The following is a 24031-nucleotide window of genomic DNA, read 5'->3' as shown; positions in this document are numbered from 1 at the left end:
GCAAGTAAACGGCCAATATGAGAGGGCTGTCAATGAAAACATCGCGCACGGGGTTTCAAGGCCCGCAAACAAAGGCGCTCACGCATGCAATGGATTTCGGAACACAGGCAGACAGCCGTGTAAGGGGATGTTACCTGGAGGGGGATTTGCGCTTTTCTGGGTCGTTAGGTAACAAGAGCAGGCGTCGCATTCCCGGTAGGAGGGGCCGCCCGGTCTTCGACGCCGCGCTGTCGCTCAGCAATCGTATCCATTGCTGCGGTCACGACCACTTAAGGTTCCGGCTTTACGCCGTGGGCCGCCGCGATCGGCCAGCGTGGTTTAAGGGGGCCCTTTAGATCAAAAGCATGCTCTGTAGGAGCGAGCTTGCTCGCGATCTTTTGATCTTTAAAAGACTCGCGCCTACGGGGCCGGTTTTTAAATGGCGTTCAACTCAATCACGCAGCTGCGGCCAGTGATGGCGAGTTCCAGCAGGTCACTATTAGTGCTCAGTTGCAGGCAATCATAGCGGCCCAGTTGTTCGTGCCGCGTGTTACCGACGCGCACATCAACATGGTCATCGGCACCGAATACCAGCACCGTCTGCGCCGAGGTGAACACACGGCTGCCCGCGCTCAGCCATTGCAGGCGGGCGCTGTAACGCTCGGGGGCGTAGATCAGGTTGAAGTCGCGGATCGGACCGTCGATCAAAGTGCAGTTGACCGTGCTCTGGCCCTTGAATGCAAAAGCGTCAAACGCCAGCAAGGCGCGGGACGACACGCCGTCTACCTTCAAGTGCATGCCCGCCCCTTGCAACACACTGATCACACGCTGGTAACCCTCAAAGCGCGAGAAGCCGCCCGACTCGCCAATGTCGGCAATCGACACGCGCCAGCCGAAGCTTTCAAGGCCCTCACCGGCATCGCGGGTGATTTCTTCAGTGCTGCCACCGCCATTCTTCCAGGGCATACGCGGGTAGTCCGCCGCACGAAAAACGCTCAATTCACTCATTTGCTGAACCGTCCTTCAAGGCGGTGACGAGAACCGGGATGAATCAACCGGGCGGCCGTCACCGGCTGACGCCCGGACCACGTACGACGCCGAATCAGCAGGCACGGTTCACCCGGCTCAATTTGCAGCCACTGGCATTCGTCCGGGTCCGCCAAAATCGCCTCAACCACATGCTCGCCCTCCGTCAGCGGCGCAACCTGAGACAGATAGGCGTAAGGCGTTTGCAGGGTAAAGTCCTGCTTGAGGTAGTCCGGTGCTACTTGGGCATTGACGAAACGGTCCTCGATTTGCACCGCCACGCCGTTTTCGTAATGCACGATGACCGAGTGAAACACCTTCTGACCTTCACGCATGTCGAGTACCACGGCGCGCTCGGAGCCGGCGGTTTCTTCGCTGAGGCTAATGACCTTGCAGGTATGCGTGTGGCCGCGCGCGGCGATTTCGTCGGCGATGTTGTTGACCTCAAACAGGGCCGACTGGGTTTTGGGCTCGGCCACGAACGTACCGACGCCCTGCATGCGCACCAGCAAGCCGTCGGCGGTCATCTCGCGCAGGGCGCGGTTGATGGTCATGCGGCTAAAGCCCAACTGGCTGACCAGTTCGCTTTCAGACGGCACACGGTAATGCGGCGGCCAATTCCCGCTCTGGATTTGTTGGGTGATCATCTGCTTTACACGGGCGTAAAGCGGGGCCGGACTGTCGCCCATGTGGGCGGCCAGCGGAGGCACGACGGGCGGAGTCGACACAGGCAATCCTTGTAGTGGAGTGAAAGGGCATAGCTTGCAGGAGTTTACCGAGCAGGCAAACGTCTGTATATGTATATACAAATAACACACTCAGGGTGCCGAACCGATGTCCGTCTTCTTTGCCGAGCGCGCGCTGCTGCCTACAGGTTGGGCGACCAATGTCCGAATCGAGGTCGGCGCCGATGGCCGCCTGACCCATGTTCAGACCCATGCTGACCCCAGTGGGGCCGAGCGGTTGAAGGGGCCGTTGCTGCCCGGCATGCCGAATCTGCACTCACACGCGTTCCAACGGGCAATGGCCGGCTTGGCTGAGGTGGCGGGCAACCCCAACGACAGCTTCTGGACGTGGCGCGACCTGATGTATCGGCTGGTCGGCCATATCAGCCCCGAGCAGATGGGCGTCATTGCCCGCCAGTTGTACATCGAAATGCTCAAGGCCGGTTACACCTCGGTGGCCGAGTTTCATTACGTGCACCACGACGTGTCGGGCCAGCCCTACGCACAACCGGCAGAGCTGGCGCTGCGCATCAGTGAGGCGGCACGTTCGGCCGGTATTGGCCTGACCCTGCTGCCAGTGCTCTACAGCCATTCCGGGTTTGGTGGCCAGGCACCGAATGATGGGCAACGCCGCTTTATCAACAGCACCGAGCAGTACCTGCGCCTGCAGGAACAGCTCAAACCGCTGTTGGCGCAACACCCTGCGCAACAGTTGGGCCTGTGTTTTCACTCGTTGCGCGCCGTGACGCCGGCACAGATCCACGATGTGCTACACGCCAGCGACACCAATTGCCCGGTGCATATCCATATCGCGGAACAGCAAAAGGAAGTCGACGATTGCCTGAACTGGAGTGGCCAGCGGCCGATTCAGTGGCTGTACGACAACGTGGCGGTGAACCACCGCTGGTGCCTGGTCCACGCCACCCATGCCAACGCCGATGAAGTCCGCTTGATGGCCAACAGTCAGGCCGTGGCCGGGTTATGCCTGACCACCGAAGCCAACCTGGGGGACGGCATTTTCCCGGCGGTGGACTACCTTGCTCAGGGCGGGCGCATGGGCATCGGTTCCGACAGCCATGTGTCCCTGAGTGTGGTCGAAGAGCTGCGCTGGCTGGAGTATGGCCAGCGTTTGCGCGACCAACGGCGCAACCGCCTGTACCGCGCCGATCAGCCCATGGTCGGGCGCACGTTGTTCGACGCCGCCCAGGCCGGTGGGGCGCAAGCCCTGGGGCAACCTGTAGCGGGCCTGGCGGTAGGCCAGCGCGCTGACTGGCTGGTGCTGGACGGTAACGACCCGTACCTGGCCATCGCTCAGGAAGATGCCATTCTCAACCGCTGGCTGTTTGCCGGCGGTGACCGCCAGGTACGGGATGTACTGGTCAATGGCCAATGGGTGGTGCGTGATGGCCGCCATGCTGACGAGCAAGACAGCCACCGCGACTTCACTCGCGTTCTGCGTGAGTTATTGGGGTAACCCGCCTTTGTGTAGGAGCAGCCGGTCGACGCTCGATTGCTCGCGATCTTTTAAAGGTCAAAAGATCACGAGCAAGCTCGTTCCTACAGGGCTTTGAGGTGTTGCTCGGCCCAGCCCCGCACGTCGGCGTAGGGGTAGTTTTCCAGCACCGCAAAACCTGAAATAGCGCGGGCTTTCATTTTGGTGAAGATCGGCACGCTGATACCGCACAGGAATCGGGTCACGCGTTCCGCCGGGGGATAACTTCCCGTGTGCGCCTGATGCCTGTGGATAAAAGCGCCGCACAGCGCTTCAAAGTTTTTATCCACAAGCGGTGCCAGCGCGGGCGGGTCGGGCAAGTGCGCAACCTGCCCCGCACACACAGAACAATGCCCGCACTGCTGCGGTGCCTGGTCATCGCCGAAGTACTGTGCCAAGCGGTAACTCAGGCAGGTCTCGCTGGCAAACAGCGCCAGCATGGCGTGAATACGCTCAATCTCGCCGCGCTCATGGGCCGTGAAGTAGTGGTGCAGTTCCAGGCTCAACGCCTCGGCATCACATTCAGTGACCTGGACGCTGTAGACCTCGGTCATCTGCTTGCTTTCGAGCTCGATCCAGCCTTTTTCCTGAAAGTAATCCAGCGCCTTGACCACGCGATTGCGGTCCGCCTGATACTGCTCGTACAGCGTGTCAAAGTTCACCGTGGCCCAGGTTCTGGCACGGCTGGAGGTCTGAATAATCGCCGCCACAAACTGTTGGCGCTCGCCTTCAAACTTGGCCAGCAATGCGTCGGGCTCAATCAAAAACTTGAAACGGTACTCAGCAAAATAGGCGTAGCGCGGCGCGATCAGGCCACGCAACTCCAACTGTACCAAGAGCGTTTTGAGGGGTAACTGGCGTATGTTGCTCTGGTCAGACAGTGGCGTCAGCATGAACTCCCACTGCCCTTGGGCAATCGCTGCACTCAGTTCTTCCAGCACACAGCGAATGCCTTGCAGCTCTGGCGTGTCGCCATACACAAAATTTTCCAACACATTCAGGCTGTCACGGTTCGCCAGCACCAGGCAGTCGGACGGCGCACCATCGCGCCCGGCGCGGCCGATTTCCTGGCTGTAGTTTTCAATCGACTTGGGCAGGTCAAAATGCACCACGTTACGGATGTCACTTTTGTCGATCCCCATGCCAAAAGCGATGGTCGCAACGATGCAATTGAGTTGGCCGGCCATGAACTGGCGCTGGATGCTTTCCCGTTGGTCGTGGGGCAAACCGGCGTGGTAAGCATTGGCGCTGACTGCGCACTGGCTCAGGTGTTGAGCGATCTGCTCGGCGGTTTTTTGCAACGTGACATACACAATACTCGGCTGGCCGAGACGCTCGCCCATCCACTGCGCCAGGCGTTGACGCTTGGCCGCGCCGGTCACGGGCTCGACCCACAGGTCAAGGTTGGCGCGATAGAAACCGGTGGTGATGACATCCGACTCGGCAATCGCAAATTTGCGCTGCATGTCAGCGATCACAGCCGGCGTGGCCGTGGCAGTCAGCAACAAGGCTTGCGGGATATTGAACTGGCGCTGGTAGTCCGGCAGTTTCAAGTAATCCGGGCGAAAGTTATGCCCCCACTCGGAAATACAGTGCGCCTCGTCCACCACCAGCAATGAAATCGGCACCTGCTGCAAAAAGTGGCGAAAGCGCTCGTTCTTCAGACGCTCGACCGAAATCATCAGAATTTTCAGCTCACCGGCTTTGGCCTTGGCCATCACCTCACTGGCCTCTTCACGGCTTTGCGCCGAGTCGATACTGGCGGCAGCTATACCGTGACGCTGCAAAAACGCCAGCTGATCCTGCATCAGCGCCAACAGCGGTGATACCACCAAGGTCAGGTGCGGCAACATCAAGGCCGATAGCTGATAACACAACGACTTGCCCGAGCCCGTCGGAAAAATCGCCGCTGCGGAACGCCCGGCCAGCACGGCACTGACGACCGCCTTTTGCCCGGCGCGAAACTGGGTAAAACCAAAAACCTGTTCCAGGGTGTTGTGCATCACTGTCACTCCATTGACCGCTGCAAAGCGACGAATGCTAACGCGCGGGTGTGCAGGCGATCGAGAATAGGTCGGGGGAAAATTGAGAGGGGATGATGCGACAAAAGACGTGACTTGAGTTTTTTAAGCGCTGGACTTGAAGTGCCTTATCCAGCCTTACGGTTAAGTATGATCATCGGGTCTATAAGGGGTGAACAGCCTGACAACATAGCACCGTTGAAAGCACGACTAAAAACACCGCTGAACATAGCTCTGACTATTGACACATGGACAGGAATACAACCTGATGAAACTCGCCGCCACCCTGCCTGACACCCCCGCTTTGCGCGAACTCATGCAGGTGCTGCATGAAGAAATCGGCCTACCGGAACACAAGGCCGTTAGCCTCCAAACATCGATCAACCTGGATCTGGGCTGCAATGGCAGCGATGCCCAGCACCTGATGGAAACGCTGGAACAGCACTTTGGCCTGGAACTGGCGGATTACGATGCATACCGCTATTTCCAGCCTGCGGGAAACGACCCGCACCTCAAGCGCAAAGCCAAAGGGCGTGAGGGTAAAGTGCCGCTCACGATTGGCATGTTGTATCAAGCCATCAATGCCGGGCATTGGGATACCCAAATGCTGGAAGACTGAACCGCAGACACAAAAAAACCGCCCTTTCAGGCGGCTTTTTCATGACTCAGACACTGGCCGAAGGTTTATGCCTTCGGGCCAGCCGCCTTGATCGCGTCGCTGACGTCGAACTTCTTGAAGTTCTCGGTGAACAGGCCTGCCAGTGCTTTGGCGGCTTCGTCGTAGGCCGCCGGGTCAGCCCAAGTGTTGCGTGGGTTGAGCAGCACAGTGTCAACGCCCTGTACCGCTTTGGGCACGTCCAGGTTGATGATGTCCAGGTGCTCGGTTTCAGTACCGATCAGCGCGCCGCTCTGGATCGCTGCGATCACCGCACGGGTGGTCGGGATGTTGAAACGCTTGCCCACGCCGTAGCCACCGCCGGTCCAGCCGGTGTTGACCAGGTAAACCTTGGAGCCAAAACCGCGAATACGCTTGATCAGCAGTTCCGCGTATTCACCCGCTGGGCGTGGGAAGAATGGCGCGCCGAAGCACGTGGAGAAGGTCGACTTGATGCCGCTGCCCGAACCCATTTCAGTCGAGCCTACCAATGCGGTGTAACCCGACAGGAAGTGATAAGCCGCTTGTTCTTCGCTGAGGATCGACACCGGTGGCAGCACGCCAGTCAGGTCACACGTCAGGAAGATCACCGCATTGGGCTCGCCGCCCAGGTTTTTCTCGGAGCGCTTGGCAACGTGTTCCAGCGGGTAGGCTGCACGGCTGTTCTGGGTCAGGCTAACGTCGGCATAGTCGGCGTGCTTGGCCTCGTCGATCACCACGTTTTCCAGCACGGCACCGTGCTTGATGGCTTTCCAGATAACAGGCTCGTTCTTCTCGGACAGGTCGATGCATTTGGCATAGCAACCGCCTTCGATGTTGAACACCACGCCCTCGCCCCACGCGTGCTCGTCATCACCGATCAGGTAACGGCTTTCGTCGGCGGACAGGGTGGTCTTGCCGGTGCCCGACAGACCGAAGAACAGAGTCACGTCGCCTGCTTCGCCAATGTTGGCGGCGCAGTGCATCGGCAGTACGTCAGCCGCTGGCAGCAGGAAGTTCTGCACCGAGAACATGGCTTTCTTCATTTCACCGGCGTAACGCATGCCGGCAATCAGTACTTTTTTCTGGGCGAAGTTGAGGATGACGCAACCGTCGGAGTTGGTGCCGTCACGCTCTGGCACGCACTCGAAGTTGGCCACGTTCAGCACTTGCCACTCTTCACGACCGGCCGGGTTGTACTGCGCCGGGTTGATGAACAGGCAACGACCGAACAGGTTCTGCCAAGCAGTCTGGGTCGTCATTTTCACGGCCAGGTAGTGATCTTCGGCAGCACCTACATGAACGTGGGAAACAAAATGCTCTTGCGCGTTGTTGAACGCTTCTACGCGGTCCCACAGTGCGTCGAACTTGTCAGCCGGGAACTTGCGGTTGATAGGACCCCACGCGATGGCATCCTGAGTGGTCGGCTCTTCAACGATGTAACGGTCCGCCGGCGAGCGGCCTGTGCGATGACCCGTTTTCACAACCAGCGCACCGGTATCGGCAAGCTCGCCTTCACCACGATTCAGGGCTTCCTTGACCAGAGCATCAATGCTCAGATCGGTGTAAACGGCGTTATTAGCTTGCGTCATGAGGTTCCCCGTCGGCCATTGGCCGATTGCGCCAAACGTTTTGTAGTAGAAAATTTTGCACTACTACCGCGAAAAAAGTGGGCCGGATTATGCCAGAAACGCCCAAAAAAAGTAGAGCCCACCTGTCAGAACCGCGCGAAAGCGGGCTTTAACAGGTGTTTCACCTAAGCTGAAACGTTTTAGTGGTGAGTCTCTGAAGGTGATTCCACCCCGGCACCAGAGAACAATTGGGCCACATCCGTTGCATCAAACAGATATTTTTCGTTACAGAACTGGCAGTCAATTTCAATATGGCCGCCGTTTTCGGTGACCAGGTTTTGCGCATCTTCCAGCCCAAGGCTGCTCAAGGCATTACCCGAACGTTCGCGTGAGCAACTGCACTTGAACTCAATCGCTTCATCCGCAAACACGCGCAACTCTTCTTCGTGGAACAGGCGAACCAGAATGGTTTCATTGTCCAGTCCCAACAACTCTTCGACCTTGAGGGTGCCACCCAGAGTGGTCAGGTGCGTCCAGTCTTCGGCGCGCTCTTCCTCGTCCTTGGTTACCTCTGCCGGCAGTTGCTGCAACAGCATGCCGCGCGCGCGCTTGCCATCGGCGGCCAGCCAGAAACGGGTCGGAACCTGATGAGACATCACGAAATAGTTGGTGAAACAAGCTGACAAATCATCACCATCCAGGTCGACAATGCCCTGATAGCGGTTGCCAATGGCCGGATCGATGGTAAGCGCCAGCACGCCATTAGGCATCAGGTCGGCCAGGGTAGCGTCCGACGGGATCTGGTCCGCTTCAAAACGGGCAAGGCCACGAATTTCACGCTCGCTGGTGCATTCGATCATCAGCAAGGGCACCGGGCCTTCTGAACGGGCCTGCAAGCTCATCAGGCCATCAAATTTCAGGCTGCCCACCAGCAAGGCTGCGGCGGCCATAAGCTCGCCCAGCAGTTGCTGAACCGGCTCGGGGTAAGCGTGCTTGGCCAACACTTCAGCGTAGCTATGGTCCAGTGACGCCAATTCGCCGCGGGCGTCGCTGTCGTCAAAAATAAAGCGTTGGGTGAAATCGGTTTTTGGCAGATTGGACATAGGAATAAGGTTCTAGAGTGGTTACAAAATGTTTTCGCGTCTTTCGACAGGATCAAATATAAAAGCCAGAGGTGCTATATGGCGTCACACCTTGCGCGTTACAAGTGTTGACTGGCCGGGACGACGCGCGGTCGACAACACCTCACCGGTTCACTCCTCAGCACTGCTGCCGTGAAGCTGGTGTAACTGGCGACGCTGTTTCTTGGTTGGCCTGCCGTCGGTCTGAATGCCCATCGCGCCCGCCTTGCGCAGGGCGGCGGCGTTTTCACGCTTGGCCACGCTCTGCGGGGTTTCAGCGTATAGGCTCTGCGCTTCAGGTGCCCCGCGACGCACAATGGATAGCGCTTTGACCTCTACCGTACGCTCTTCAAGGCCTACACGTATTTGCAATTCATCCCCTAAACGGGGCTCTTTACTCGGTTTGCAGCGCTCGCCACGGCAATGCACCTTGCCGCTTTCGATCGCCTGCTTGGCCAACGCACGCGTTTTGTAGAAACGGGCAGCCCATAACCACTTGTCCAGACGCACCTTGTCGTCATCTTCCTGCTTTTGTGCCATTAGAACATCCACCCTCACATTATTCGGAACTGTACTACCGTTTTTGTCGAGTTGACGGGGGCTGCTCTTCGGTAGAATGCCCGCCTGCTCAAACTGACATGTTCAGCTAGCAGAATACGGCTCGCAGATAACTGTCGCCATTTAGCCGATATTCTGCGTGAATACCGCCAATACGCACTTGAAGCGTTGGTTCAGGGTCCTCCTGCGGCCTGTATACGATAATCGCCGGTTACTCATATTGAAGACTTTTGATCACCTGACCGTTGTCGGTCTGCGCGAGTGGGTGGCGCTTCCCAACCTGGGAATTGCTGGCCTGCGCGCGAAAATAGACACGGGGGCCAGCACCTCCAGCCTGCACGCCACTGAAATCGAGCCTTTTGAGCGCGACGGTGCCGAGTGGGTACGTTTTGATGCCCATATGGGCACACGGGTTCAACTACGCCAGCGCCGTTGTGAAGCACCGCTGGTGGCAATAAAGACCATCAAGAGCTCCAACGGTCACACACAGGTTCGCTACGTGATCCGCACCAGCCTGGCGCTGGGTGATCGGGTCTGGCAGGTCGAGTTCACGCTCGCCTGCCGAAAATCCATGCGTTACCGCCTGTTACTGGGTTCAAAAGCCCTGGTCGATGGCCAACTGGTCGTTAACCCGGGCGTTAACTATGTACAAGATAAACCGGTCTTTCCGGTCACTACTCTCTCTGCCACAGGTGTTGCATGAAGATTGCCGTGCTGTCGCGTAACCCGCGTCTGTATTCCACTCGCCGCCTGGTTGAGGCCGGCACCGAACGCGGCCATCAAATGGTAGTGATCGACACCCTGCGCGCCTATATGAACATTGCCAGTCATAAGCCGCAGATCCACTACCGCGGCAAGCCGCTGGAAGGCTTTGATGCGGTGATTCCACGCATCGGGGCCTCTGTGACGTTCTATGGCTGCGCGGTGTTGCGCCAATTCGAAATGATGGGGGTTTTCCCGCTCAACGAATCGGTGGCCATTGCTCGCTCGCGGGACAAACTGCGTTCGCTGCAATTGTTGTCACGTCGCGGCCTGGGCTTGCCTGTGACCGGCTTTGCCCACTCGCCGGATGACATCCCGGACTTGATCGAGATGGTGAACGGCGCGCCGCTGGTGATCAAAGTGCTGGAAGGCACCCAAGGCATCGGCGTGGTGCTGTGCGAAACCGCAACAGCGGCCGAATCGGTGATTGAGGCGTTTATGGGCCTCAAGCAAAACATCATGGTGCAGGAGTACATCAAGGAAGCCGGCGGGGCCGATATCCGTTGCTTCGTGGTGGGTGACAAAGTAATTGCCGCCATGAAGCGCCAGGCCAAGCCGGGCGAATTCCGCTCCAACCTGCACCGCGGTGGCAGTGCCAGCCTGATCAAAATCACCCCGGAAGAACGCATGACCGCCATCCGCGCCGCCAAGGTCATGGGCCTGAGCGTAGCGGGTGTGGATATTTTGCGCTCCAACCACGGCCCGCTGGTGCTGGAAGTCAACTCGTCACCTGGCCTGGAGGGGATCGAAACCACCACGAGCAAGGATGTGGCCGGGATCATCATTGAGCATCTGGAAAAAAATAGCGGCCCGAACATGACCCGCACCAAAGGGAAGGGTTAACAGTCGTTACTGGTGCCCCGAAAACCTTGTAGGAGCTTGCTCGCGATCTTTTAAAACATCAAAAGATCGCGAGCAAGCTCGCCTCTACACCTGACAGGTTTGCCTACACAGCGCCGCGTGGCAACATCAGGCCCAGCGGCAATCGCACACGGGCTTCAAGACCACCACCGGCACGGTTACGCAACTCAACGTTACCACCGTGCATAGAGGCGATGCGTTTAACGATCGCCAGGCCTAGGCCAGTGCCTTTACCGCCACGGGCACGATCCCCGCGAATAAACGGGTTGAAGATGTCTTCCAGCTCAGACGGATCAATGCCCGCCCCCCTGTCCATGACACTCAACACCACATACGGTGCACTGGTGTCCCCAGAGACATAAGCGGCCACCTCTACGCTATCGCCCGCATGGTGCAAGGCATTGCCGATCAAGTTGTTGAGCAGGCGTTTCATCGATACACGACGCAACGCGAACGGCTGAATCGGCTGCAAACGCAAATGCACTTTCTCTTCGTTCTGGTTATAGGGCAGTACCACTTCGCGGATCAATTCGCACAGGTCGACTTCTTCAACCGGTTCATCACGCCCGTCACGGATAAAGGCCAGGAACTGATCGAGAATGGCGTCCATGTCTTCAATGTCGCGCACCATGTCATCGGTCAGGTCGCTATGGTTGCCCAGCAACTCCAAAGAGAGGCGTAACCGTGTCAATGGCGTGCGCAGGTCATGGGACACGCCGGCCAGCATCAGCTCACGCTCGCGGCCAGCCTGCTCGACATCTTCCGCCATCTGGTTAAAAGCGCTGTACACCTCGGTCATTTCGCTCGGCGTATCGCTGATTGGCAACCGCACGCTGCGCCCCTGCCCTAACTGCCGGGCCGCATACACCAGACGCTTGAGCGGCTGATTGAGCTGGCTGACAAAAATCCAGGCCGAGGCGGTCGACAGCAAACCAATAGCCAGGAACCAGCCCAACACACTCCAGATTTTTTGCCCGCGCAATGGGTGCGGGTACAAGGGCACTTTCAACCAGCCCTCTCCCAAACTCGGCGCGCGCACCCACAACGCAGGCGGTGCATGCATGCGCAAGCGCACTTCGGTGTCCGGGCCCAGCTCGGCCTGCATCTGGCGTTCGTAAATTTCACTGTAAGGCCAGTGCTGCTCGCCTTCAGGAACGCCCCCACCCACAACGCGAGTCAAGGTAGCGGCATCGGCAATCTTCTCGCGGTTCTCTTCATCCGCCGCCCAATAAGCCCGCAAGACTAGTCCAACGCCGTGGCTGTATTGACGATCGACCAGCATGTCTTCGTTCATCAACAGATAAACCAGGGTCAATGCCTTGGAGAACAGCACGACAATGAGGACCAGCCACAAGGTGCGTGAGAAAAAACTTTGGGGGAACCACAGAGGGGTTTTCATAGGCTACTGCTTTAGCACTTTGCAGGAGCGAGTTTAGAAAACCCGCAGAAATGGAAACGCGAGCTACTCAGGTGCCCAAGTAGCTCGCTCCTACAAATGATTCATTACTTCGTTGCGTTGCCATCGGGCACGAACACATACCCCACGCCCCAGACAGTCTGGATGTAGCGGGGTTTCGAAGGGTCTGGCTCGATCATGCGGCGCAAGCGGGAAATCTGAACATCAATGGAGCGCTCCAGCGCATCCCACTCACGACCACGGGCCAGGTTCATCAGTTTGTCGCGCGTCAGCGGCTCGCGTGCATGCATGACCAACGCCTTGAGCACTGCGAACTCACCGGTGGTGAGCATGTGCACTTCATCGCCCCGCTTGAGTTCGCGGGTGGCCAGTGACAACTCGTAATCACCAAAGGTAACGCTTTCATCTTCGCTGCCCGGCGCACCGGGAACAGGGGCCGACTGGCGACGCAACACCGCACGGACACGGGCCATAAGCTCATCAGGGTTGAAGGGTTTGGCGAGGTAATCGTCAGCCCCCAGCTCCAGCCCCTTGATGCGGCTTAGCTCGTCGCCTTTGGCGGTCAGCATGATGATCGGCACACGATTGCCCGCAGCACGCAGGCGGCGGCACGCCGACAACCCGTCTTCGCCGGGCAGCATCAAGTCCAGAACCACAAGGTTGAATACTTCACGTGCCAGCAAACGGTCCATTTGCTCTACGTTCGGCACTGCGCGGGCGCGATAGCCCTTGCTGACGAAGAAACGTTCCAGCAGGCTGCTCAGCCCAGGATCGTCATCAACGATAAGAATTTTTTCGCCTTCCGCGGTTTGTGCAGTGCTGCTCATTGGATGCTCCTGTGATCTCGGCGCGCATTATGGCTTAGCTGCTGTTATACGCATGGTGTGCATTGTTAGCAGATTTTTCCTCCACAAACAGCAGACCAATCAAGGAGCATAAAGCCCGCAGTCCCCTGAATACGGGAACGCTGGTTATAATGCGCCGCCTTTTAGGTCAGAAAACCTCGAATTCCCAATGATTGCGGCGAGATTTAAATTTTTCAATCTTCGTCGTCACGAACTGATTACACGGGTCAACTGGCTGCCCTTTTGGCCCCGGCAGCGGTGTTGCACACGCCGCTCAACCAGCCTCGCAAGCCTTCAAGACCGGGCCTGCGGGGCTGATTCACACTTTGTCAGGTGGATTTATGGACAGCATCAACAGCCGCATCGCCGAAGAACTTGGCGTGCGCCCGCAGCAGGTCGAAGCGGCCGTCGCTCTACTGGATGAAGGCTCCACCGTACCCTTCATTTCCCGCTACCGTAAGGAAGTGACTGGTAGCCTGGATGACACTCAGTTACGTCATCTGGAAGAACGCCTTCGCTACCTGCGCGAACTCGACGAACGGCGCATCAGCATCCTCTCCAGCATCGAAGAACAAGGCAAATTGACGCCTGAGCTGGCACGCGACATCAAGCTCGCCGACACCAAGACCCGCCTCGAAGACTTGTACCTGCCCTACAAGCAAAAGCGCCGCACCAAGGGTCAGATCGCCCTGGAAGCCGGCCTCGGCGAGCTGGCAGACGCCCTGTTCAACGACCCGAACCTGAGCCCCGACACCGAAGCTGCGCGTTTTGTTGACGCCGAAAAAGGCGTGCCCGATGTCAAGGCAGCCCTCGATGGGGCCAAGTACATCCTCATGGAGCGCTTCGCCGAAGACGCTAGCCTGCTGGACAAACTGCGCAGCTTCTTGAAGCAGGAAGCCACCCTCAGCGCCCGCGTGATTGCAGGCAAAGAGGAAGAAGGTGCCAAGTTTCGCGACTACTTCGAACACGACGAACCGCTTAAAAGCATGCCGTCACACCGCGCACTGGCGATTTTCCGGGGCCGTAACGAAGGCATTCTCAGCTCGTCACTCAAGGTCGGTGAAGAGCTGCCCGGCACAATGCACCCAGGTGAAATGATGATTGCTCAGCGCTTCGGCCTGGAAAATCAAAACCGCCCGGCTGATAAATGGCTGAGCGAAGTGGTGCGCTGGACCTGGAAGGTCAAGCTTTACACCCACCTCGAAACCGATTTGCTGGGCGAATTGCGCGACGGCGCCGAAACCGAAGCCATCAACGTGTTCGCCCACAACCTGCATGACTTGCTGCTGGCGGCACCCGCGGGCCCACGCGCCACGCTGGGGCTGGACCCGGGCCTGCGCACCGGCTGCAAGATTGCCGTGGTCGATGCCACCGGCAAGTTGCTGGAATTCGCGACGGTCTACCCGCACGTGCCGCACAACAAATGGGACCAGACCCTTTCGGTCATGGCTGCCTTGTGCGCCAAGCATTCGGTTGAGCTGATCGCCATCGGCAACGGCACCGCCAGCCGCGAAAGCGACAAGCTGGTCATTGACCTGATCAAAAAATACCCAGCCCTGAAAGTCACCAAAGTCATGGTGTCCGAGGCAGGCGCTTCGGTGTACTCGGCCTCGGAACTGGCAGCCAAGGAGTTCCCGGACCTGGACGTATCGATCCGTGGTGCTGTGTCGATCGCCCGCCGCCTGCAAGACCCGTTGGCGGAACTGGTGAAAATCGATCCGAAATCCATCGGCGTGGGCCAGTACCAGCACGACGTGTCCCAGCTCAAACTGGCACGCGGCCTGGACGCCGTGGTGGAAGACTGCGTAAACGCCGTGGGCGTGGACGTGAACACCGCGTCAGCGGCTCTGCTGGCACGTATTTCGGGGCTTAACGCAACACTGGCGCAAAACATCGTGAACCACCGCGATGAAAACGGTGCCTTCAAAACCCGCGCAGCACTGAAAAAAGTCAGCCGTCTGGGTGAGAAAACCTTCGAGCAGGCTGCCGGCTTCTTGCGCGTCATGAATGGCGACAACCCGCTGGATGCCTCGGCGGTTCACCCCGAAGCCTACCCGCTGGTCAAACGCATCGCCTCAGACACCGAGCGTGACATTCGCTCGCTGATCGGCGACGCAAGCTTCCTCAAGCGTCTGGACCCGAAGACATTCACCGACGAAACCTTCGGCCTGCCGACCGTCACCGACATTCTGCAAGAGCTGGAAAAACCAGGCCGCGACCCGCGTCCCGAGTTCAAGACCGCCGAGTTTCAGGAAGGCGTCGAAGACCTCAAGGACCTGCAACTGGGCATGATCCTGGAAGGCGTTGTCACGAACGTGACCAACTTTGGTGCTTTCGTCGATATCGGTGTTCATCAGGACGGCTTGGTGCATATCTCGGCCTTGTCCGAGAAGTTCATCAAAGACCCGCGTGAAGCCGTGAAGGCCGGTGATGTGGTCAAAGTCAAAGTGATGGAAATCGATATCCCGCGCAAACGCGTTGGCCTGTCGATGCGCATGAGCGACACGCCGGGTGAGAAAATCGACGGTGCACGGGGCGCACGCCCGGGCTCGGCCCCTCGCCAGCCAAACAGCGCGCCACGCAAAGAAGCCGTCGCTACAGCGCCGTCCAATAACGCCATGGCGTCGCTGTTCGCCAACGCCAAACAGCTGAAGAAACGCTAATGACGCTGCCTGATGGCTTGACCCAAAGCGCGTTCAGCGAGTTGATCGGTTGCCGCGTGAAGTTGGTGGAAGACGGCATCGCGCACGTTGCGCTTAGCCTGGAGCCGCAGTTGCGCAACCGGGGCGGCAAATTGCACGGCGGGGCGCTTTTTAGCCTGGTGGATATCAGCATGGGGCTGGCGTGTTCCAGCGCCCATGGTTTTGACCGGCAAAGCGTCACCATCGAGTGCAAAATCAACTACATCCGGGCCGTGTCAGAGGGCGAAGTGCTGTGCATCGCCACAGTCATTCACCCGGGCCGGCGTACGCTTGTCGTTGAAGCGGATGTGCTGCAAGGCGACAAACTTGTCGCGAAAGCACAAGGCACCTTCGCTGTCCTGTAGCGGCCAACCTGCAATCTGAGTTAATTTCGGCACTGCTGACACAGTGCCGAAATGCATTGGGAGCGCTGAGGGCCGAAACAGGGACAGGGCTAAGCGATACTATTAAAAGCCAGGCGACCACGCCGGTTTCCAACTTCACCCTTGTAGACCGTCCTGACCACCCCCATATTGGGGCGACTGACGCGTGAAGGAATCCAACTTGAGCGAACTTCTCAACCGCCGCCTGGCTTTGCTCAGCGAGCGCGCTAATCTCTCTCTGCTTGAGCAGTGCCTGCACGGTATCGAGCGCGAATGCCTGCGCGTGACCGGCGAGGCGCGTCTGGCGCAGACCCCGCACCCCGAAGAACTGGGCTCGGCGCTGACTAATGATCAAATCACCACCGACTATTCCGAGTCGCTGCTGGAATTCATCACCCCGGCTCTGCCTGACCCGGCAGAGACGCTGGCCAGCCTCGACAAGATTCACCGTTTTGCCTACAGCAAACTCGGCAACGAGTACCTGTGGAGCCCTTCGATGCCGTGCCCGCTGCCGGCTGAAGAAGACATCCCGATTGCCTACTACGGCACGTCCAACATCGGTCAATTGAAGTACGTGTACCGCAAGGGCCTTGCCCTGCGTTACGGCAAAACCATGCAATGCATCGCCGGGATTCACTACAACTTTTCCCTGCCGGAAAAACTGTGGCCCGTCTTGATGCAGGCCGAAGGTTTTGAGGGCAGCGAGCGCGACTACCAGTCGAACGCTTACATTGCCCTGATCCGTAACTTCCGTCGCTACAGCTGGTTATTGATGTACCTGTTTGGCGCTTCGCCTGCACTGGATGCCGGCTTCTTGCGCGGTCGTTCGCACCAGTTGGAACAGCTGGACGCCGACACCCTCTACCTGCCCTACGCGACCAGCCTGCGCATGAGCGACCTGGGTTACCAGAGCAACGCCCAAGCGGGCCTGACCCCGTGCTACAACAACCTCGACAGCTACACCGACAGCCTGCGCAAAGCGGTCGCAACGCCTTACCCGCCGTATGTTGAAATTGGCACCCACAAAGATGGCGAATGGGTGCAACTGAACACCAACATTCTGCAAATCGAAAACGAGTACTACTCCAACATTCGTCCCAAGCGGGTGACCTATACCGGCGAGCGTCCGATTCAGGCCCTGGTGTCGCGTGGCGTGCAATACGTTGAAGTGCGTCTGCTGGATATCAACCCGTTTATACCGGTGGGCATCGACCTGACCGAGGCGCGCTTCCTGGATGCGTTCCTGCTGTATTGCGCCCTGCAAGACAGCCCGCAGTTCGACAACCAGGAATGTGGCAGCTGTTCAGCCAACTTCCTGAGTGTGGTCAAAGAAGGTCGTCGGCCGGGCCTGCAATTGCAGCGCGATGGCCAAGCGATCGAGCTGAAGGAATGGGCGGCCCAACTGCTGGAAAACATTGCGCCTTTGGCAGCCTTGCTTGACCAAAGCCATGGCGGCAATGCCCACAGTGAAGCGCTTGATGACCAGTTCGCCAAGGTCCGGGACGTGTCGCTGACGCCGTCTGCCCGCGTGTTGGCCAGCATGGCTGAACATAAAGAAAGCTTCGCCCGGTTCTCCATGCGCCAGAGCGTGGCCCATGCCGAGTTCTTCCGCAGCCAACCGCTGGATGCAGCAGATCAGAACGCTTTCGAAGCAAAAGCCCGTCAGTCCCTACTTGAACAAGCGCAAACAGAAGACATTGAAGAAGGCGACTTCGACCTGTTCGTCGCGTCCTACCAGGCGAGCATTTTAGCGATCAGTAACTAAGGCGACCGGTCCGGCGCGCAGGGTTTACGACTGCTACGCAGCCGGACGTAGCCTCGCAAGGCTCGTCAACTGCTACGCGAGGCTCACTCCTGTAGGAGCGAGCTTGCCTCGCGATCTTTTGATTTTCCGAGTTTTACAGCGCCTTTTCAAATATCTTGGAATTGCGCTGATAGTTGTACAACGACGCACGGGCGGCGGGCAGCCGCTCTACGCTGCTCGGCTCGAACCCGCGCTCGCGAAACCAGTGGGCGGTGCGGGTGGTCAGTACGAACAGGGTTTTAAGCCCTTGGGCACGGGCACGGCTTTCGATGCGTTCCAGCAGTTCATCACCACGGCGACCATGCCGGTACTCCGGGTTCACGGCCAGGCATGCCAGTTCGCCGGCGTCAGAGTCGGCAATTTGATACAGCGCCGCACAGGCGATGATCATGCCTTCGCGCTCAACCACGCTGAACTGTTCAATCTCGCGCTCCAACACTTCACGGGAGCGACGCACCAGGATGCCCTGCTCTTCCAGTGGGCTGATCAGTTCGAGCAAGCCTCCCACATCTTCAATCGCCGCTTCGCGCGTGACTTCAAACTGCTCCTGAGCCACCAGGGTACCGCCACCGTTACGGGTAAACAGTTCCGTAAGCAGCGCACCATCCTCGGCGTAGCTGACGATATGGCTGCGCGGTACGCCGCCACTGCAGGCTTCGGCAGCGGCTTCGAGCAGCTCGGCCTGGTAGTCGCTGCCCAGGCGCTTCATGTGCGCGGGCACCTGCTGGGGACGTAACTCGCGCACCAACCGACCGTCGGCATCGAGCAAACCCGACTCGGCCCCGAACAGCAGCAGTTTGTCGGCCGCCAGGTCAATGGCAGCACGGGTGGCAACGTCTTCGCAGGCCAGGTTGAAGATCTCGCCGGTGGGCGAGTAACCCAAAGGCGATAACAACACGATCGACCGCTCATCCAACAGGCGGTTGATGCCCTTGCGGTCGACCCGGCGCACTTCGCCGGTGTGGTGGAAATCTACCCCGTCGAGCACGCCGATTGGCCGCGCCGTCACCAGATTGCCGCTCGCAACTCGCAGGCGCGAACCCTGCATCGGTGAGGACGCCATGTCCATCGACAAACGCGCTTCAATCGCAATTCGCAGGTGCCCCACAGCGTCGATCACGCACTCCAGGGTGGAGGCTTCGGTGACGCGCATGCCGTTATGGTAATGCGGCACCAGGCCACGAGCCTCAAGGCGGGTGTCGATTTGCGGGCGAGAACCATGGACCAGTACCAGCCGCACGCCCAGGCTGTGCAACAGCACCAGGTCGTGAACGATATTGCCAAAGTTGGGGTGCGCCACACCGTCGCCGGGCAGCATGACGACAAAGGTGCAATCGCGGTGAGCATTGATGTAGGGGGACGCGTGACGCAACCAGTTTACGTAATCGTGCATAACCAGAGCCTGTAGTAATAAGTCGCCTGAAAGGCAAAAAACAGCAAACGCACAACGGGCTGATGGTTATCGTCGAAACATAGCTGGCAACACGCGTGTTCTCCTTGTGTACAAAGTGGCCGGTGGCCGTTTACTGCGCCGGTGTCAGGCAATAGTGCTCGATCAGTTGAGTCAGTAGACGCACGGTCGGCTGCAAACGTGACATTTCCAGGTGCTCACCCGGTTGATGCGCACAGGCTATGTCGCCTGGGCCCAGCACCAGTGTTTCACAGCCAAGTTGCTGAAGATAAGGTGCTTCGGTGCCAAACGCTACTGCTTGCGCACGATGGCCGGTCAGACGCTCGGCCACCCGCACCAATTCAGCATCGGCGGGCTGCTCAAAAGGCGCGACCCCGGCGGCAATCGGCGCGAAGTCGATCTTTACCTGATGGCGCTCGGCCAAGGGCTCAAGCCGGCTGCGGATAATGGCACGCAGCGCCTCCGGGTCCATCCCCGGCAAAGGTCGCAGGTCAAATTCCAGCGAGCATTGGCCACAAATCCGGTTAGGGTTGTCGCCCCCATGAATGCAGCCAAAGTTCAAGGTCGGCTGGGGCACGCTGAACTGCGGGTTGCGGTATTCACCGAGCCACTGTTGGCGCAGGGTTTTGAGTTCAGTGATGGCATCGTGCATGGCCTCCAGCGCACTGTGGCCCAGGCTCGGGTCAGAGGAATGGCCGCTGCGCCCCAGAATGTCGATGCGCTCCATCATCACGCCTTTGTGCATGCGGATCGGCTTGAGCCCGGTAGGCTCGCCAATCACAGCAGCACGCCCCAACGGACGGCCCGCCTCGGCCAAGGCACGGGCACCTGCCATTGAGGTTTCTTCATCGCACGTGGCCAAAATCAGCAGCGGCTGTTTAAACGGCTGATCGAGCAAGGGCCGCACGGCTTCGATCACCAGCGCGAAAAAACCTTTCATGTCGCAACTGCCCAGCCCGACCCACCGGTTGTCGACTTCCGTCAGCTTGAGCGGGTCGGTCTGCCACAGCGCTTCGTCATACGGCACGGTATCGCTGTGCCCTGCCAGCACCAGCCCACCAGGGCCACTGCCGAAGCTGGCGAGCAAATTGAATTTCCCGGGGCTGACCTGCTGGATATCGCAGTGAAAACCCATTTCACCGAGCCAGGTGGCCAGCAGGTCAATCACGCCTCGGTTGGACTGATCCAGATGAGGCTGGGTGCAACTGACCGACGGCGTGGCAATCAAGGCAGCGAACTGCTCTTTCAGGGAAGGTAAAGGCATGCGCTGACTTCCTGTTGGCTGGGTGAGGCCCATCATAGAGCCATCCGTGGCGCAGAATAAACCCATGCGGGGCGTCGGGCCGGCGAGTCCTGTACACTGCACGGCCTTGGCAGCCACACCTTTCCCCGGCTGCGCACCGTTCCTGGATTTTCCGGCCATGCAGAAAGAAACCGAAATCAAACTCCGCGTCAGCCGCGAAACCCTCGCCGCCTTGCGCGAGCACCCCCTGCTGAAAAAACGCAACAAAAGTGGCTGGGAAAGCCGTGAGTTGCTCAACCAGTATTTCGACACGCCTGAGCGCGACCTGGCCAAGGCCAAAGTTGCCTTGCGCCTGCGCCGCGATGGCGAAGACGTTATCCAGACCCTCAAGACCCGTGGCGAAAGCGTTGCCGGCCTGTCTGTGCGCAACGAATACGACTGGCACCTGCCCAAAGCCAAACTCGACGTCAAAAAACTCGACGGCGAGTGCTGGCCGCCAGCCTTGGCCGATCTGGACAAGAAAACCTTGAAGCCTATCTTCACCACAGACTTCATGCGCGAACGCGCAGAAATCTCCTGGGGTCGCGGCAAGGCCAAGGTCGTGATCGAAGCGGCGCTGGACCTGGGCCATGTGATTGCCGGCAAGCAAAAGGAAGAAATTTGCGAACTGGAACTCGAATTGCGCGAAGGCGAACCCGCAGCGCTGTTGGAACTGGCCGCCGAATTGGCCGAAAAGCTGGCGTTGATGCCGTGCGATATCAGTAAAGCCGAGCGCGGCTATCGCCTGTTCGATGCCAACAGCTATTCGGTCAACCTGCCAGCCCCTGAACTGACGCCCGAAACGCCACTGGACGATGCCTTTGCCGCACTGGCCTGGCACCTGCTGGGCAACAGCCAGCGCCTGGCCGAGCAATATCGCTTCAATGGCCACTGGCGCTTGCTGCAAGACTGGGTGCAGCAACTGATCGACCTGCGTGCGCTGGTCAGCAGCCTGGGCCAAGCCGCTCCACGCCAATCCACCAGCGCCTTGCGGGCATCGCTGGACGCCTTGCTTGAAGACTGGCGCCCGCTGGTGCAAATCGGCCAGGACGACGAAGACGTGCGCAAAGCCGCGCCTGAACAGTTCCTGGAAGAGCTGGAAGACCCACGCTGGGGCCAGTTCTCGCTAAACACCTCGCGCTGGCTGATGGCCCGTAGCTGGACGATTGATCGCGGCACCACCCGTGGTAACCGTCAAGGGGCCGCTCAACTGGCCAGTTGGCTGCCGCGGTTGTTGTCGGACGAGGCCATTGCCTTGCGCCTAAACCGCTACCAGCAACAACCTGAAGACTTGGCCGAGCAACTGCCGCGTATCGAGCGCATCCAGGCCTGGCTGCGTCTGGCGCGTAACGTGCTGGAAATTCCTGAGTTGGACCGCTTGTACGGGGAAATGAACAAGTTGCAGGAGTTGGCCAACGTGCCAATGTGCGAAGACGCCGAAAGCAATGACGAATTGCTCAATGCTCGCAAGCAGCAAGCCATCGCCGTGTACCAGAACCGCGCCTGGAAAACCCTGCTGCGCGGGTAAGCCAGCCCGACGTGACTCGCGATCTTTTAAACATTCAAAAGATCGCGAGCAATCGAGCGTCGACCGGCTACTCCCACAGGCGGCGTTACGGTTTGGGCATGTCGGTGTCGGGTGTTCGCCAGATCAAACGTGTGGTGTCATAGCCTTGCTGCTGAGCCTTGCTGAGCAGTTCGTTACGGGTTTGTTCGTCAATCTGCGGCTTGCGCGATAACAACCACAGGTACTTGTGGTCGGGGTTACCCACCAGCGCCGTGCTGTAGTTATCGTCCAGGTACAGCACCCAATAGTCGCCCTTGGTCACGCCGGGTAACAGCGTCGACACCCAGTTATCAAATTCCACCCACAGCTTGTCGGTCTTGCCCGGCACTTGCGGTGTTGCGGTGCCCTTGGCCTCTTGCCAAACACCCTCGGCGGTCTGACAACGGTTCACAACCGCCACATTACCATCCGGTTTGAGGCTGTAATGCGCTTCAGATTGCGCACAGTTTCGCTGGAAGAACATCGGCAACCGCGCCTGTTCGTACCAGGTCCCCTGGTAGCGTTCCAGGTCGACGCGCTCGACGGTTTTCGGTGCCAGTGCGTCGCTGCCAGACGTGGAACACCCTGCCAACACCAGCGCGGCACCAAGGCCGGCTATAAAACGCTTCATGCGAACACTCCTGATCGGCCTTATTTCAAGCCTTGCCCCGAGAAAACCAGCACGGTATCGCCTGCGTATTGCACGCTGATAAAGCTGTTCTTATCGCCCCACGTGCAACTCGATACGCCCAGCGCACCCGAACAATCGGTGGGGGCTCCCAACAATTGCTCCACTTGGGCTTTGGTCATGCCTGTGGACAGTTTTGAATAGTTTTCTTGATTCACCTTGCTGCACGCCGTCAGCAGTACGCAGAACGACAACATCGCTACATAACGCAGCTTCATGGAAAACCTCTGTAAGAAAAGTCGGCAGAACGCCCTGATGCAAGCTTAGAAGGTAAATGCGCCGGGGGGTTCCCGGTGAAGCGAGGGATTTGTCAGGAAGGGAGAAAAACCATGGCTGGAGCAAACCTGCTCGCGATCCTTGACGCTCAAAAGATCACGCCAGGTCCACTCCAGCTTTATGTTGCGGGGGTTACGCCTTGTGGTACGACGTCACGCGTGCCACTTCTTCTTTCGAGCCCAGGTACACCGCTACGCGCTGGTGCAGGCCTTCGGGCTGGATGTCGAGGATACGCTGATGACCGTCTGTGGACGCACCGCCCGCCTGCTCCACGAGGAACGACATCGGATTGGCTTCGTACATCAAACGCAGTTTGCCTGGCTTGGAAGGCTCACGGCTGTCACGCGGGTACATGAACAGGCCACCGCGGGTCAGAATACGGTGCACATCGGCAACCATTGCAGCCACCCAACGCATGTTGTAGTTCTTTTTCAATGGGCCTTCTTCACCGGCCAGCAACTCACCCACATAGCGCTGTACCGGGGCTTCCCAGTGACGCTGGTTGGACATGTTGATGGCGAATTCCTGGGTGGCTTCAGGAATGGTGATGTCTTCGTGGGTCAGCACGAAGCTGCCCATTTCGCGGTCCAGGGTGAAACCTTTTACGCCGTCGCCCAAGGTCAGTACCAGCATGGTCTGCGGGCCATAGATGGCATAACCGGCCGCTACCTGTTGGGTGCCTGGCTGCAGGAAAGCCTTTTCGTTCAGCGGCTCGTTCTGGGTCAGGTACTCATTCGGGCAACGCAGCACCGAGAAGATCGTGCCCACCGGCGCGTTGATATCGATGTTCGACGAACCGTCCAGCGGGTCGAATACCAGCAGGTAGGCACCTTTCGGGTATTTGCCTGGAATCTGGTAGGCGTTGTCCATTTCTTCGGACGCCATACCGGCCAGGTGGCCGCCCCACTCATTGGCTTCGAGCAGGATTTCGTTGGAAATCACGTCGAG

Annotated in this window: 21 protein-coding genes; 8 read left to right on the top strand and 13 right to left on the bottom strand. The window is 58.7% G+C overall.

Annotation, left to right across the window (positions count from 1 at the left end; genetic code table 11):
• Positions 1–414: 414 nt before the first annotated feature.
• Positions 415–987, bottom strand: a complete 573-nt coding sequence (locus tag Q1W15_RS06065) for a HutD family protein (RefSeq protein WP_300725077.1) — start codon at positions 985–987, stop codon at positions 415–417.
• The gene (gene hutC / locus Q1W15_RS06060; RefSeq protein WP_300725171.1) at positions 984–1694 is read right to left on the bottom strand and encodes a histidine utilization repressor; all 711 of its coding nucleotides are present in this window, start codon (positions 1692–1694) and stop codon (positions 984–986) included. The genes Q1W15_RS06065 and hutC overlap by 4 nt, the downstream gene beginning before the upstream one ends.
• A 145-nt stretch (positions 1695–1839) precedes the next feature.
• Here hutC and Q1W15_RS06055 point away from each other — a divergent pair, with 145 nt between their 5' ends.
• The gene (locus tag Q1W15_RS06055; RefSeq protein WP_300725075.1) at positions 1840–3204 is read left to right on the top strand and encodes a formimidoylglutamate deiminase; all 1365 of its coding nucleotides are present in this window, start codon (positions 1840–1842) and stop codon (positions 3202–3204) included.
• Between the two features lie 83 nt (positions 3205–3287).
• On the opposite strand, the gene Q1W15_RS06050 is transcribed toward Q1W15_RS06055, so the two are convergent.
• The gene (locus Q1W15_RS06050) at positions 3288–5225 is read right to left on the bottom strand and encodes an ATP-dependent DNA helicase RecQ (protein WP_300725073.1); all 1938 of its coding nucleotides are present in this window, start codon (positions 5223–5225) and stop codon (positions 3288–3290) included.
• Between the two features lie 286 nt (positions 5226–5511).
• On the opposite strand from Q1W15_RS06050, the gene Q1W15_RS06045 reads away from it, so the two are divergent.
• Positions 5512–5862 (top strand): DUF1493 family protein, encoded by a 351-nt coding sequence (locus tag Q1W15_RS06045; protein WP_300725071.1) that lies wholly within the window; start codon positions 5512–5514, stop codon positions 5860–5862.
• 65 nt (positions 5863–5927) lie between these two features.
• Here Q1W15_RS06045 and Q1W15_RS06040 read toward each other — a convergent pair whose 3' ends face one another.
• From Q1W15_RS06040 to Q1W15_RS06030, 3 genes are all read right to left on the bottom strand, one after another.
• Complete coding sequence (locus Q1W15_RS06040) at positions 5928–7469, bottom strand: phosphoenolpyruvate carboxykinase (protein WP_300725069.1); 1542 nt, start codon at positions 7467–7469, stop codon at positions 5928–5930.
• Between the two features lie 179 nt (positions 7470–7648).
• Entirely contained in the window at positions 7649–8551 is a 903-nt protein-coding gene (hslO, locus tag Q1W15_RS06035; protein ID WP_300725067.1) for an Hsp33 family molecular chaperone HslO, read from the bottom strand.
• Positions 8552–8701: 150 nt separating this feature from the next.
• Positions 8702–9109 carry a S4 domain-containing protein gene (locus Q1W15_RS06030; RefSeq protein ID WP_300725065.1) on the bottom strand — a complete coding sequence of 136 codons (408 nt, stop codon included), beginning with the start codon at positions 9107–9109 and terminating at the stop codon, positions 8702–8704.
• A 238-nt stretch (positions 9110–9347) separates the two neighbouring features.
• Here Q1W15_RS06030 and Q1W15_RS06025 point away from each other — a divergent pair, with 238 nt between their 5' ends.
• Together Q1W15_RS06025 and rimK are read left to right on the top strand one after the other, a co-directional pair.
• Positions 9348–9830, top strand: a complete 483-nt coding sequence (locus Q1W15_RS06025) for an ATP-dependent zinc protease (protein WP_300725064.1) — start codon at positions 9348–9350, stop codon at positions 9828–9830.
• Positions 9827–10732 carry a 30S ribosomal protein S6--L-glutamate ligase gene (gene rimK, locus Q1W15_RS06020; RefSeq protein WP_300725062.1) on the top strand — a complete coding sequence of 302 codons (906 nt, stop codon included), beginning with the start codon at positions 9827–9829 and terminating at the stop codon, positions 10730–10732. Before Q1W15_RS06025 ends, rimK begins: the two co-directional genes overlap by 4 nt.
• A gap of 103 nt (positions 10733–10835) precedes the next feature.
• Here rimK and Q1W15_RS06015 read toward each other — a convergent pair whose 3' ends face one another.
• Together Q1W15_RS06015 and ompR are read right to left on the bottom strand one after the other, a co-directional pair.
• Positions 10836–12149: an ATP-binding protein gene (locus Q1W15_RS06015; RefSeq protein WP_300725060.1), complete on the bottom strand. Its 1314-nt coding sequence runs from the start codon at positions 12147–12149 to the stop codon at positions 10836–10838.
• Positions 12150–12253: 104 nt separating this feature from the next.
• The gene (gene ompR, locus Q1W15_RS06010) at positions 12254–12994 is read right to left on the bottom strand and encodes a two-component system response regulator OmpR (protein WP_300725058.1); all 741 of its coding nucleotides are present in this window, start codon (positions 12992–12994) and stop codon (positions 12254–12256) included.
• A 359-nt stretch (positions 12995–13353) separates the two neighbouring features.
• Here ompR and Q1W15_RS06005 point away from each other — a divergent pair, with 359 nt between their 5' ends.
• The 3 genes from Q1W15_RS06005 to gshA all read left to right on the top strand — a co-directional run bounded on the left by Q1W15_RS06005 (position 13354) and on the right by gshA (position 17841).
• Complete coding sequence (locus tag Q1W15_RS06005) at positions 13354–15675, top strand: Tex family protein (protein WP_300725056.1); 2322 nt, start codon at positions 13354–13356, stop codon at positions 15673–15675.
• The gene (locus tag Q1W15_RS06000; protein WP_300725054.1) at positions 15675–16058 is read left to right on the top strand and encodes a PaaI family thioesterase; all 384 of its coding nucleotides are present in this window, start codon (positions 15675–15677) and stop codon (positions 16056–16058) included. Before Q1W15_RS06005 ends, Q1W15_RS06000 begins: the two co-directional genes overlap by 1 nt.
• A 199-nt stretch (positions 16059–16257) precedes the next feature.
• Positions 16258–17841: a glutamate--cysteine ligase gene (gene gshA, locus Q1W15_RS05995; protein WP_300725052.1), complete on the top strand. Its 1584-nt coding sequence runs from the start codon at positions 16258–16260 to the stop codon at positions 17839–17841.
• A gap of 133 nt (positions 17842–17974) precedes the next feature.
• On the opposite strand, the gene argA is transcribed toward gshA, so the two are convergent.
• The gene (argA, locus tag Q1W15_RS05990) at positions 17975–19273 is read right to left on the bottom strand and encodes an amino-acid N-acetyltransferase (RefSeq protein ID WP_300725050.1); all 1299 of its coding nucleotides are present in this window, start codon (positions 19271–19273) and stop codon (positions 17975–17977) included.
• A gap of 130 nt (positions 19274–19403) precedes the next feature.
• Complete coding sequence (argE, locus tag Q1W15_RS05985) at positions 19404–20555, bottom strand: acetylornithine deacetylase (RefSeq protein ID WP_300725048.1); 1152 nt, start codon at positions 20553–20555, stop codon at positions 19404–19406.
• A gap of 157 nt (positions 20556–20712) precedes the next feature.
• On the opposite strand from argE, the gene Q1W15_RS05980 reads away from it, so the two are divergent.
• The gene (locus Q1W15_RS05980; RefSeq protein ID WP_300725046.1) at positions 20713–22101 is read left to right on the top strand and encodes a CYTH domain-containing protein; all 1389 of its coding nucleotides are present in this window, start codon (positions 20713–20715) and stop codon (positions 22099–22101) included.
• Positions 22102–22186: 85 nt separating this feature from the next.
• On the opposite strand, the gene Q1W15_RS05975 is transcribed toward Q1W15_RS05980, so the two are convergent.
• The 3 genes from Q1W15_RS05975 to Q1W15_RS05965 form a co-directional block, all read right to left on the bottom strand.
• Positions 22187–22750 carry a lipocalin family protein gene (locus tag Q1W15_RS05975; RefSeq protein ID WP_300725044.1) on the bottom strand — a complete coding sequence of 188 codons (564 nt, stop codon included), beginning with the start codon at positions 22748–22750 and terminating at the stop codon, positions 22187–22189.
• A 20-nt stretch (positions 22751–22770) separates the two neighbouring features.
• Positions 22771–23025, bottom strand: coding sequence for an outer membrane protein assembly factor BamE (gene bamE / locus Q1W15_RS05970; protein WP_300725042.1), 255 nt, complete (start codon positions 23023–23025; stop codon positions 22771–22773).
• A gap of 190 nt (positions 23026–23215) precedes the next feature.
• The coding region (locus Q1W15_RS05965; RefSeq protein ID WP_300725040.1) for a class 1 fructose-bisphosphatase at positions 23216–24031 on the bottom strand (816 nt) is incomplete at its 5' end.

It is taken from the genome of Pseudomonas sp. (assembly GCF_030150285.1).
Lineage (GTDB): Bacteria > Pseudomonadota > Gammaproteobacteria > Pseudomonadales > Pseudomonadaceae > Aquipseudomonas.
The sequence above is the reverse complement of the archived record's forward strand: the minus strand, read 5'-3'. Positions and strand labels throughout refer to the sequence as shown.